This window comes from Nocardioides sp. LMS-CY, from assembly GCF_018732145.1.
GTDB classification, from domain to species: Bacteria; Actinomycetota; Actinomycetes; order Propionibacteriales; family Nocardioidaceae; genus Nocardioides; species Nocardioides soli.
In genome coordinates, this window is sequence record NZ_CP076104.1 from 4,506,148 (window position 1) to 4,518,342 (window position 12,195).

General features: G+C 72.4%; 8 protein-coding genes. 1 reads left to right on the forward strand and 7 read right to left on the reverse strand.

From position 1 onward, the window contains the following. The 7 genes from KM427_RS21305 to KM427_RS21335 all read right to left on the reverse strand — a co-directional run bounded on the left by KM427_RS21305 (position 1) and on the right by KM427_RS21335 (position 10,783). On the reverse strand, positions 1 to 1,110 hold the full coding sequence (locus KM427_RS21305) for a DegT/DnrJ/EryC1/StrS family aminotransferase (protein WP_215525229.1): 1,110 nt from the start codon (positions 1,108 to 1,110) through the stop codon (positions 1 to 3). Continuing rightward, positions 1,107 to 1,757: a NeuD/PglB/VioB family sugar acetyltransferase gene (locus KM427_RS21310; protein WP_215525230.1), complete on the reverse strand. Its 651-nt coding sequence runs from the start codon at positions 1,755 to 1,757 to the stop codon at positions 1,107 to 1,109. The genes KM427_RS21305 and KM427_RS21310 overlap by 4 nt, the downstream gene beginning before the upstream one ends. Continuing rightward, positions 1,754 to 2,896 (reverse strand): DegT/DnrJ/EryC1/StrS family aminotransferase, encoded by a 1,143-nt coding sequence (locus KM427_RS21315; protein WP_215525231.1) that lies wholly within the window; start codon positions 2,894 to 2,896, stop codon positions 1,754 to 1,756. The genes KM427_RS21310 and KM427_RS21315 overlap by 4 nt, the downstream gene beginning before the upstream one ends. Beyond that, positions 2,893 to 3,891: an NAD-dependent epimerase/dehydratase family protein gene (locus KM427_RS21320; RefSeq protein WP_215525232.1), complete on the reverse strand. Its 999-nt coding sequence runs from the start codon at positions 3,889 to 3,891 to the stop codon at positions 2,893 to 2,895. Before KM427_RS21320 ends, KM427_RS21315 begins: the two co-directional genes overlap by 4 nt. After that, the gene (locus KM427_RS21325) at positions 3,888 to 4,958 is read right to left on the reverse strand and encodes a Gfo/Idh/MocA family protein (RefSeq protein ID WP_215525233.1); all 1,071 of its coding nucleotides are present in this window, start codon (positions 4,956 to 4,958) and stop codon (positions 3,888 to 3,890) included. Before KM427_RS21325 ends, KM427_RS21320 begins: the two co-directional genes overlap by 4 nt. 147 nt (positions 4,959 to 5,105) lie before the next feature. After that, positions 5,106 to 9,869, reverse strand: a complete 4,764-nt coding sequence (locus KM427_RS21330; protein ID WP_215525234.1) for a DUF4082 domain-containing protein — start codon at positions 9,867 to 9,869, stop codon at positions 5,106 to 5,108. 38 nt (positions 9,870 to 9,907) lie between these two features. Beyond that, positions 9,908 to 10,783, reverse strand: coding sequence for a glycosyltransferase (locus KM427_RS21335; RefSeq protein WP_215525235.1), 876 nt, complete (start codon positions 10,781 to 10,783; stop codon positions 9,908 to 9,910). A gap of 197 nt (positions 10,784 to 10,980) precedes the next feature. Between KM427_RS21335 and KM427_RS21340 the strand changes: the two genes are divergently transcribed. Further along, positions 10,981 to 12,057: an LCP family protein gene (locus KM427_RS21340; RefSeq protein ID WP_215525236.1), complete on the forward strand. Its 1,077-nt coding sequence runs from the start codon at positions 10,981 to 10,983 to the stop codon at positions 12,055 to 12,057. Positions 12,058 to 12,195 lie beyond the last annotated feature (138 nt).

Genomic DNA, 12,195 nt, shown 5'->3' on the forward strand with positions numbered 1-12,195 from the left:
TCAGGCGACCGCCACGGCTCGGGCGAGCGCGTCGGCGACCCGCTCCTGCTGGTCCATGCTCAGGTGGGGGAACATCGGCAGCGAGAGGATCCGGTGCGCGGCCGCCTCGGCGACCGGGAAGCTGCCCGGCCCGAGACCGAGGTGGGAGTAGGCACGCGTCAGGTGCACCGGGGTCGGGTAGTGGATGCCGACCCCGATCCCGTCCGCGGCCAGGGTGTCGAGGACCCGGTCGCGCTCGTCGACGCGGACGACGTAGAGATGCCAGACGTCCTCGTTGCCGGCGGCCGGCCGCGGCCGTCGGATCCCGTCGAACGGCGCGAGGAGCTCGTCGTACCGCGTCGCGGCCTCGCGCCGGAGCTGGTTCCACTTCTCCAGGCGGGCGAGCTTGGCGCGCAGGTAGACGGCCTGCACGGCGTCCAGCCGCGAGTTGCGGCCGACGACGTCGTGGACGTACTTGCTCGGCGACCCGTGCGCGGCCGTGATCCGCACCCGCTCCGCGAGCTCCGGGTCGTCGGTCGTCACGGCCCCGGCGTCGCCGGCCGCGCCGAGGTTCTTGCCGGGGTAGAAGCTGGTGGCCGCGAGACGGCCGAGCGACCCGGCCGGGCGGCCCCAGCGGCGCGCGCCCTGGGCCTGGGCGGCGTCCTCGATGAGGACGACGCCGGCCGCGTCGGCGAGCCGCTGCAGCTCCTCCACGAACGCCGTCTGCCCGAAGAGGTGCACCGGGAGGATCGCCTTCGTGCGGTCGGTGATCGCCCCCTCCACCCGTGCCGGGTCGATGAGCAGGTGCTCCTCGTCGACGTCGACGAGCACCGGGGTGGCGCCGACGTGGGAGACCGCCTCCGCGGTCGCGATGAACGTGTTGGCGGGCAGCAGCACCTCGTCCCCGGGCCCGACGCCGACGGCGCGCAGGGCGAGCTCGATCGCGTCGGTGCCGTTGGCGACCCCGACGCAGTGCGCGGCGCCGACGTACTCGGCGTACTCGCGCTCGAAGGCGGCCACCTCCGGCCCGCCGACGAAGGCGGTCGTGGCGAACACCCGCTCCAGCGCGGGACGGATCTCATCGGCGATCTCGGCGTGCTGCGACGCGAGGTCCACCAAGGGGATGGTCATGAAGCCTGCCTCATGGTTGCGGTGGCGTTGCGGGCGGGGACACCGGTCCAGGTCTCGCCCGCGGGAAGGTCCTTGATCAGGGCGGCGGCCATGCCGAGCGTCGCGCCGGCGCCGACGCGGAGGCCCTGGCGGACGGCGGCGTTCATGCCCAGGTAGGCGGCGGGGCCGACCCGGACCCCGCCACCGAGGCTGACGCCGGCGCACAGCGTCGCGTAGTCGTCGACGACGACGTCGTGGGTCAGCGTCACGTTCGGCATCACCACCACGTGCTCGCCGACGACGACGTCGGAGGTGAGCACGACGCCGGCCAACAGCACGCTCCCGGCGCCGATGCGGCAGTTGACCGGGACGGACACGGCCGGGTGGACGATCGTCGCGAACTGCCGGCGGTCGACACCGGACGCCAGCAGCCGGTCGACGAGGCGGCGGCGGACGGCACCGTGTCCGGCGCAGACGACGACCTCGACATCGCCGAGCGCCGCGACGGTCTCGGTGCCGCCGACGACCGGCGCGCCGTGGAGCGCGTCACCGCGCCGGGCGGGGTCGTCGTCGACGACCCGCAGGTCGCGGCCCGACCGGGTGGCGCGCACGGCCTCGACGACCTCGCGGGCGAGGCCGCCGGCCGCCACCAGCACGAGCGGCCTCATGGTCGCCGCCCGGCGTCGACCAGGACGTCGAGCACGCGCGCCTGCTCGGAGTCGGACAGCTGATGGAAGACCGGCAGGATCACCGTGTGGTCGGTCAGCCGCTCCGTCACCGGGAGCGGCACGCCGTCGAAGTGGCGGCCGGCGTACGCCGGCTGCCGGTGCGCGGCCATGATCCCGCGGCGGGCCGAGATCTCGGCCGCCGCGAGGCGCTCCATCAGGCCCTCGCGGTCGACCGGGTAGCCCGGCTCGACCTCGACCCAGAACGACTGGAAGTTGCTGGTCCCCCACGGCGGGTCGTCGACGGCGCGCAGGCCGTCGATCTCCGCAATCACCTTGCGGTACGCCGCAGCGATCTCGCGGCGCCGGGCCACGACCGCGGGCAGCCGGCCGAGTTGCACCAGCCCGAGGGCCGCCTGGAGGTCGGTCATCCGGAAGTTGAAGCCGACCTCGGTGTAGACCTCCGGCGGGGCGAGGACCGTCGCGTGCCGGGCGGCCGCGGACGCGCTCATGGCGTGCTCCCGCAGGTGCCGGGCGCGGGCGGCCCAGTCGGGCCGGTCGGTCGTGATCATCCCGCCCTCGCCGGTGGTGAGCAGCTTGCGCGGGTGGAACGACCAGGTGGCGATGTCGGCCGTGGCGCCCACCGGACGACCCCGGTAGGTCGATCCGGCCGCGCACGCGGCGTCCTCGACGACCACGATCCCGCGCGGCGCGCAGAGTCGGTGGATCGGCGCGAGGTCGGCCGGGACGCCGCCCTGGTGGACGACGATGACGGCCCGGGTGGTGGGCGTGAGCACCGCGGCCAGCGTCTCGGCCGTCACGTTGCCCGTGCTCGGGTCCACGTCGGCGAACACCGGCCGTGCGCCGACGTACGTCGGTGCGTTGGCGGTGGCGATGAAGGAGAAGGACGGCACCACGACGTCGTCGCCGCGGCCGATCCCGGCCACGACCAGGGCCAGGTGCAGCGCGGTCGTGCAGCTCGACGTCGCGACGGCGAACTCGACCTCCTGGAACTGCGCGAACGCGCGCTCGAACTCGGCCACCCGCGGCCCCTGCGCCACCCAGCCCGACTCGATGACCTCGGTCACCGCGTCGACCTCCTCGTCGCCGAGCCACGGCTGCATCACGTTGATCCGGGTCACCAGGTCACGACCTTCGGGCGGCCGCCACCGACCTGCGAGCGCAGCGGACGCCACCACTCGACCAGCTCCCGCAGGCCCTCCTCGAGACCCACCGAGGCCACGAAGCCGAGGTCGCGCCGGGCCGCCCGGGTGTCGGCGAGGCGGCGTACGACGCCGTTGACCGCCCGCTCGGGGCCGTGCTCCACCGAGAGGTCGGAGCCCATCACCCGCAGCAGCGTGGTCGCCAGTTCGAGCAGGCTGGTCTCGGTGCCGCTCGCGACGTTGTAGTGCCCCTCGGTCACCTCGCTCGTCGCGGCCAGCACGTTGGCCCGCGCGATGTCGCGGGTGAAGACGAAGTCCATCGTCTGCCGGCCGTCACCGAAGATCAGCGGCGGCTGCCCGTCGGCGATCCGCTCCATCCAGCGCACCAGGACCTCGGTGTAGAGCCCGAAGACGTCCATCCGCGGGCCGTAGACGTTGAAGTAGCGCAGTGCGACGTAGTCGAGCCCGCGCATCGCCCGGAAGCTGCGGAGCATGCCCTCGTTGAAGGACTTGGCCGCCCCGTAGAACGTGTCGTTGTTGTGGTGGTGGTGCCGCTCCCGCGTCGGGAACTTCTCCGCCATCCCGTAGACCGAGGCGGAGGACGCCGCGACGACCTTCGCGACCCGCGCGTCGGCGGCGGCCTCGATCACGTTGAACGTGCCGTCGACGAGCACCTGGAGCGCGAGCCGCGGCTCCTCGGCGCACTGGGTGATCCGCAGCGCGGCCTGGTGGAAGACCACGTCCTTGCGGCGCGTCAGGTCGTAGACCAGGTCCCGGTTGCGGATGTCGCCCTCGACCAGGCTCACCCGGCCGGTCGCCAGGGCCGGCTCGAGGTTGGTGGCCGAGCCGCGGACGAGGTTGTCGAGCACGTCGATGCGGGCGGCGCCGGCGTCGACGAGCTGGTCGACGAGGGTGGACCCGATCGTCCCGGCACCTCCGGTGACGAGGACGTGGGCTCCGTTGAGGTCGGTCATCGGATGATCTCCAGTTCGGGCTGGTCGGTGGACATGACGTCGACGAGGGCGCCGCGGGCGCGCAGGCTGGTCGCCGCCGCCTCGAGCACGGAGAGCACGCGCAGGCCGGCGCCTCCGTCGGTCTGGGGTGCGCGTCGCTCGCGGATGCTCCGGGCGAGCTCGGCGACCATCTCGGAGAGCGCCTCGCGCTCCGGCAGCGCCGGCGCCCAGGTGTCGCCCAGGCGGTACGCGATCGACGCCGTACGCCGGTCGGCGCTGTCGACGCTCTGCTGGACCAGGTCCACGCCGCGGTCGAAGACGCTTAGGCGCTGCTGGGGGTTCAGGTCGTCCCAGACCAGCGTCCGCTCGCTGCCGCCGATGACCATCTGCCGGATCTTCGTGGGGCTGAGCCAGTTGACGTGCACGTGTGCCAGCGCGCCGCCCGGGAGCGGGAGCGAGAGGTAGCCGACGCAGGCCTTGCCGGCGCCGACCGGGTCCGCGCCCTGCGCCGCGACGCCGAGCGGGCGCAGCCCGTCGGGCAGGATCCGGTCGAGCACCGACAGGTCGTGGGGCGCCAGGTCCCAGAAGACGTCGACGTCGGGCTGCACCAGGCCGAGGTTGATCCGCACCGAGTCGACGAAGAGGATCTCGCCCAGCGCGCCCTCGGCGACCAGCTCGGCGATCCGCTGGACCACCGGCGTGTAGCAGTAGGTGTGGTCGGCCATCAGCACCAGGCCCTGGCTGCGGGCCAGGTCGACCATCTCGCGGCCCGCCGCGACGCTGTCGGCCAGCGGCTTCTCGACCAGCACATGCTTGCCGGCCTGGAGCGCCGCCGTGGCGATGGCGCGGTGGGTGCGGGCCGGGGTCGCGATCGCGACCGCGTCGACGTCGTCGCGGGCCAGCACCTCGTCGAGCGAGGCGGTGATCTCCACGCCGCTGCGCTCTCCGACCACGCCGCGGGCCCGATCGGTGTCGAGATCGCACACCGCGACCAGGTCCCAGTCCACGCTGCCGCGGAAGTTCCGGATCAGGTTCGGCCCCCAGTAGCCGGCACCCACCACTGCGACGCCGAGGCGCTCTGAACTCATGGATCCCCCATCCATCGTGAGCCGGCTCACCGCCGGCGACGGCGCCCCCGAATCGGTCGCCCTTCCACCGTCATTCCATGGGCTGGCGCTCGGCCCGACGTCCGAGACCGAGCGCCTTTACCCCAACTTGGGGAGGGTCCGCGTGGGTCAGCTCTGGGCGCTGCGGAACACCACGTCCACGAAGTAGTTCGTGGAGTTCCACCAGCCCGTCGGGAACCCGCCGCTCGCCCCGTAGACGTAGCGTCCGTTGCTGCCCGCCGGGGCGCTCAGGACCCCGGCGCTGTAAGGGCTGTTGAAGAACGCCGGGGTCGCCGAGTAGTGGCCGTTGGGCGCGAAGTAGGACACGACGTACGTCGTCCCCGCGGTCAGTGCGACCGGCGTCGAGAGCGCGGCCGTCTGCCAGCCCGAGCTCGTCTCGCCCGTGAAGGTCACGGTGGCCAGACGGGTGCCCGAGGCCGACCACAGCGAGCCCGTGTGGGTCCCGGTGTTGCCGGCGCCCTTGTAGAACCTGATCGCGGTGACCGACCCGGCCACCGACGGCACGAACGCGACGCCGAGCTCGACCGGGCCGTTGTCGTCGATCGACGCGATCGACGGCGTCGTCCCGGAGAACAACGAGCTGAGCGCACTCGCTCCCGCCTCGGTGTGGAACGTCCACGACTGGTCGGCGAGCGTCGCCCCGCCGGTCCCCGCCAGCCCCGTGACGCCGATGGTCAGATCCGCGTCCGCGGGCAGCTGCGCGGCCGGCGCGAACGTGATGGTCTGGCCGTCGCCCGAGAGCGAGGTCGTCCCGGCGATCGGCGTCGTGCCCTGCTTGACGGTCATCGCCCAGCCCGGCGCCAGCGGCGCCGAGACCCGGATCGACGGCTGGGCGCTGCGCGGCACGTCGGTCGCCGCCGGTGCCGGCGAGCGGTCCACGATCGCGAGCGGCGCGACGGTGCGCTGGAAGACCACGTCGACGAAGTAGTTCGACGCACCCCAGCTGAACGTCGGGAAGCCGCCGGCCGCCCCGTAGAGGTAGCGCCCGTTCGACGTCGCCGGCGCCGTCAGGTCGCCCGCGGTGTACGGCGACCCGAAGAACCCGCTGGTGTAGGAGTAGTGGCCCTGCGGCGCCAGGTAGGACACGACGTACGTCGTCCCCGCTGACACGGCGAGCGGCGTCGAGAGCGTGGCCTGCTGCCATCCGCTGGCGGTCTCGTTGCCGAACGTGACCGAGGCGAGCTTGGTGCCGCTCGACGTCCACAGCGAGCCGACGTGCGTGCCGCCGTTGCCGGTGCCCTTGTAGAAGCGCACCGCCGTCACGGTGCCGTCCTTCGACGGCGTGAACGCGGTCCCGAGCTCGACGGCCGAGCCCTCGCTGGCCGAGAGGACACCGGGCACCACGTCGCCGAAGAGCGTCTGGTTCGAGATGGAGTCGGCGTCACGGGTACGGAACGTCCACGACTGCGTCGCCAGGGCGGCGCCCTCGATCGACGTCACGCCGCTCACGGTGACCGTGATGTCCGCGCTCGCCGGCAGCGCCGCGGCCGGGGTGAACGTGAGCGTCTTGCCGTCCGAGCTCAGGGCCGTCGACCCGGCGATCGCGGTGCTGCCCTGCTTGACGGCCATCGTGTAGCCGGCGCCGATCGCCGACGAGAAGGAGACCGTGATCGGCGTCTGCCGGGGCACCGACAGGGCACCGGGGGCCGGGTCCTGGCCGGTGACCGTCAGCGTCGGGGCACCCTTCTCGAACACGACGTCGACCAGGTAGCTCGACGGGGACGTCGACGACGGGAAGCCCGAGCCGTAGGTGTAGGCGCCGGCGGACGACGTCACGATCAACGGCGAGCGCGACAGGTTCGCGGCCGCGAACGCGTTGGGCGTCGCCGAGTAGCGACCCACCTCGGTGCGGTACGACGCGACGTACTCGGTGTTCTTGGTGACCGCGACCGGCTGGGCGAACGTCAGCGTCTGCCAGCCTGTGGTCGACTCGCCGGAGAACGTCCCCTGCGCCAGCAGGGTGCCGCTCGCGGACCAGAGCGACCCGGCGTGCGTGCCGGTGTTGTTCACGCCCTTGTAGAACCGCACGCCCGTGACGGTGCCGGTGACGTCGGGGCTGAACCGCACGCCGAGGGTGACCGGCACGGTGTCGGCGTCCTGCAGCAGGGTCGGCACCGTGTCCTCGTCGAAGAGCGAGCACGGGCACACACCTGGCGTCGCCGGCGGCTTGGCGGTCCGGAACGACCAGGTCTTGCCGCTGCTCACCGCGTTGCCCTGGGTGTCGGTGCCCGAGAGGGTCGCCGTGTAGGTCACGAATCCGGCGAGCGCCGCCGTCGGAGTGAACGTGATGGTCCTCGTGGTCGCGTCGTACGCCGAGCTCCCGGCGACCGTCGCCCCGTTGGCGTCCTTGAGGACCAGGCCGGCCGACCCCTGGGTCAGCGGCTTCGAGAACTGCGCGCTGACGGCCGTCGACCGCGGCACCGAGGACGAACCCGGCAGCGGCCACTGGTTGGTGGCCGTGAGCGGGGACTCGTCGGAGGCGGTGTACAGGACGTCGACGAAGTAGTTGGAGTTCTGGTAGCTGCTGTTCGGGAACGTGCCCGCGTTGCCGAAGACCCCGGCCGGGGTGGCGCCGTACCCGCCCGCGACCATCAGCGGCGAGGCGTCGACGCCCGTGGACGCGAAGTCCCAGGGCTGCACGGCGTAGCGGCCGTTGGGCACGGTGTAGGACACGACGTAGGTCTGACCCGCGGTGACGGGCACGGCCGAGGAGAAGGTGGCCGACTGCCAGCCGGTCGCCGACTCGTTCTGGAAGGTCACGCTCGCGAGCTTCTGGCCGCTGCTCGACCACAGGGAGCCCACGTGGGTGCCGGTGTTGCCCGTGCCCTTGTAGAACCGCACGCCGGTGACGAAGCCGTCGTTGGTCGGCGAGAACCGCAGGCCGAGCTCGGCCGCGGACGCGTCACTCGACGCCGGTGTCTGCGGCACCCGGTTGCCGAACACGCTGCAGGGGCAGGTGACGTTCACCGTGCGCGAGACCGTCGCACCGATGTTGGCGCTGTCGTCCATGGCCCGGACCCGGACGCTCTCGGCGCCCCGGCCGTGCTGGGTGTAGGTGTAGGTGAAGCTGGCCCGGCCGGTCGCCGCGTGCCAGGTGGCGCCGGCGTCGGTCGAGACCTCGACCCCGGCCACCACGCCGCCGCCGGCGTCGGTGGCGGTGCCCGTGACCGTCACGGACGTGCCGTTGCCCTGGGTCGAGTTCGCGGCCGGGGCGTTGACGGTCACGGTCGGACCCGTGGTGTCGGTGGACTTCGTGGCCGACACCAGCCCCGACTGCAGGGTCGTCGGCTGGGCCGACATGTCGGCCAGCAGGTTCACCTGAGCCTGCTGCATCCGCGGGTCGGCCGGCTCGGGGGCGAACGGCGAGTCGTGCTCGGCGTCCAGGCCCCACGTCCACTGGACGGTGCCGGCGCCGAACACCAGTGCGCCGCTCGCCGCGCGGTACATCGTCATGTTGTGGGTCGTCGTCCCCGGCGCCACGGTGTTGCCGAAGTCCTGCAGGTACTCGTCCGTGGGGCCGGTCGTCGTCGACAGCCGGATCAGGCCCGGTGGCCGGGCCCCGTTGTCGAGGTCCTCGTCGGACTCGTAGCCGACCGTGTGCGGGGCCAGAGCGGCGCTGCCGCTCGACATCGACGCGAGGCTCGTGCCGCGCCACAGTCGGTTCTTGCCTTCCTGCGCGCTCACCGTGATCGGCAGGTCGGTGTAGTTCGACGTGTAGATCGTGCCAGTGAGGCTGTTCTCCGGCACGCCCCCGCCCGCCGACTTCGGGGCGAACCGCGGGTCGCGCCAGGTGCCGGTCCACTCGGTCGACGGGTCGATCTTCGCGTTGGACCAGGTCTCCTTGTAGCTGACCAGGGTGCGGTACGCCGTGTGCGAGGCGTCGGCCGACGGCTCGTACCTGGTCTTCCAGTAGACCTCGTTCCCACTGAGGAACTGGAGGTTCACGCCGGCGTCCCGGGCGGCCTCGACGTTCGCGCGCTGCGCCTTGCTCCAGTACTCGTCGTGCCCGACCGACAGGAACACCTTGTGGTTCCTGATCAGCGAGCCGTAGCGGTCGGTGTCGACGCCGGCCAGGTAGCTCACGTCGTAGCCGTTGCGCTCGAGGAACCGGACGAGCGGGTACTCGTTGGCGAAGAAGAAGTCGCGGCCGCCGATCCCGTCGCGGGTCATGACCGGCCGGTTGTAGCTGACCTTGTAGGAGCGACCGTTGGCGGCGCCGCGGTAGAAGTCCGAGCCGCCGTACAGGTTGTAGGCCTGCCAGGTCGGGTCGGAGGTCTGGAAGACCACGTCGGAGTGGCTGGAGTCGTCGCGGACGATGAACGTGATGTGACTGGAGTCGTTGCGGTCGGCCCGGTGCAGACGGGCGATGTAAACACCCGACACGGCGGTCGACGGCACGTTCCAGGAGGCGGAGACCGCCCAGTTCCCGCAGTCGTAGAGCTCGGTGGAGACGTCGGTGATGCACTGCGGCTGGTGCTGCGGCAGCGTCGCGGTGACCGGCACCGTGGTGATCTCGCGGGCACCGTCGCCGCCGTAGTAGCCGAGGCGGTAGATCGTGATCGTGTACGCCGAGGCGTCGGTGTCGACCTTGAAGTCGATGCGCTGGCCGACGTTGACGCTGATGTCGGTCGCGAATCCCTGGATCGACTCGTCGCCGGCACCTTCGACGTCCCACACCGACGGGTCGGTGCCCGGCTTGCTGTTCTCGCAGGAGATCTTGTTCCCGCTGGGCCCGCACGGGTCGATCGCCGCACTGGCGTTGGTGGTCGTGACCGCGGTCAGGCCCGCCAGGCCCAGCACCAGCACGACCAGCGCGGCGACACGCCGCGGCACCCGGCCGCGGATGGGGGGACGGGTCGACCTCTTCGCCATGGCGTTCTCCGCTTTCGTCTTCTGTGGGGCTCGACGGGCTAGGCCCGCGAGCTCTCGTCGCGCAACCAGGTGGTGAAGTCGCCCGCGCGCACGGCGCGGCGCGACCTCCAGCGGGCCACGAGCCCGATCCCGAGGAACAGGGGGACCCGCACGCCGACCCGCGGGTCGCGGACCGCCATCCGGATCAGCACCGACGGCGTCGTCACCGACGACCGGTGCCGGATCCCGAGATCGGTCGCCTGCGCGTTGCCGGTCACGACGCGCACGCGTCGCCGCAGCAGGTCGGCCGTGGTCCGCGGTGGGTGGACCACCGCGAACGCGTCGTCGACGACGCGGCGTTCGGAGTCGGCGAACGCCTCGGAGGCCGCCAGGTCGTCGCTCAGCACCCGCGGCAGGGCGTCCACCCGACGCTGGCCCTCCTCCGAGAGGGCGATGACGCCGCGGCCGAAGAGGCCGTCGCGCACCTGGGGCAGCTGCTCCCAGACGCGGTAGTAGCCGCGGACGATCCACGATGACTGCCGCAGCGGCAGCACCCGGGTCGGCGCGGCCGCGTGCACGCCGCCGCTCACCGCACGCGCCAGGATCAGCAGGTCGGCTCCGGAGATCGTCACGTCGGCGTCGAGGTGCACGCGCGGGTAGGCCGTGGCCGCCTGGTTGCCGGCCTCCATCGCGCGCTGCTTCGACGGCTCCGGCACCTCGATCACCCGGACGCCGTCGAAGCGGCGGGCCACGTCGGCGGTGTCGTCGGTGCACCCGTTGCAGACCACGACGACGTCGAGGCGGCCGGCGGCCGTCCGGTCGAGCAGGCCGCGCAGGGTGCGCTCGATCACCTGCGCCTCGTCGTGCGCGGGGATGACGACGCTGGCCGCCGGGTGCCCCGCTCGGCACCCCGGCTCGCGCACCGCCTCGCCCATTCGACCGCCCGCCTTCGCCCGAGGTCGTCACCGGGGTCGTCGGCAGACCCCGGTCCAGGCACCGAGCATCCAGCCGTCGGGAGACCCGTCCGGCAGAGCGGCGTCATCTTCCCGCCTATTGGGTATCGGCCCTCCCAGGTTGGGTAAGTCGGCGTCTCGACGGCTTCTCACGGGGCTCGCGATGCGTCGATGGGCCCATGAGCCTCCTGCAGGATCTCGGTGGCGAGCCGGAGGAGACGCCGCCGCGCCGCCGGCGGCGGCTCACCCGGGCCCTGGTCGGCGTGATCGCCTGCCTGGCCGTGCTCGCGATGGTCCCCGTCGGTGCCGCGCTCTACCTGGAGCACCGGCTGTCGGGCAACGTCACCCGGATCCCGGGGGTCTTCGACGGCCTGGCCGATCGACCGGACCGCGCGCCGGGTCCGGCCGGGGACGCCGTCAACATCCTCGTCATCGGCACCGACCGTCGCTCCGACGTACCCACGACGGGCACCAACGCCCGGGCCGCGGAGTGGATCCCGGGCGCCCAGCGCAGCGACGCGCTGATGATCCTGCACATCGACGCCGACCGGCGCGGCGCCTCGATCATCTCCATCCCCCGGGACACCTGGGTGAACGTGCCGGGCTACGGCATGAACAAGATCAACGCCGCCTTCTCGTTCTCCGGGCCGTCGCTGGCGATCCAGACCGTCGAGTACCTGACCGACGTCCGGATCGACCACCTCGCCGTCGTCGACTGGGCCGGCTTCGAGGCGCTGATCGACACGGTCGGCGGCATCGACGTGACGGTGCCCGAGACCGTCGTCGACTCCGCGCGCGACGTCACCTGGACCGCCGGCGTCCATCACCTCGACGGCGCGCAGGCGCTCGACTACGTCGGGCAGCGCTACGGCCTGCCGAAGGGCGACCTGGACCGGGTCGCCCGGCAGCAGGTGGTGCTGCGCACGCTGATGCAGGAGAGCATGCAGCAGGAGATGCGGAGCGACCCGCGGATGCTCTACGACTTCCTCGACACCGTCACCCGGCACCTGTCCGTCGACGACGGCTGGTCCACCCGGGACATGCTCCGGCTCGTCGTCTCGATGCGGGACTTCCGGTCCGCCGGCCTCACCTACCTGACGATGCCGGTCGCGGGCTTCGGCACCGAGCGCGGCCAGAGCGTCGTGTACGCCGACCGGCGCGCCGCCCGCGCCCTGTGGGGCGCCGTGATCACCGACGAGGTCGACGACTGGGCATCCCGCCACCGCCAGCGCCTCACCCCCTCGGTCGTGAGCTGACCCACCACGGTGGTTGAGGAAGGCGCGCTAGCGCCTGTCTCGAAACCACCTGCCTCCCGGGCGCGATCGTCGGAACCGGGCCGCGCTGGGTGCGTAGGTTTCGAGACGGTTGCTAGCGCAACCTCCTCAACCACCGTC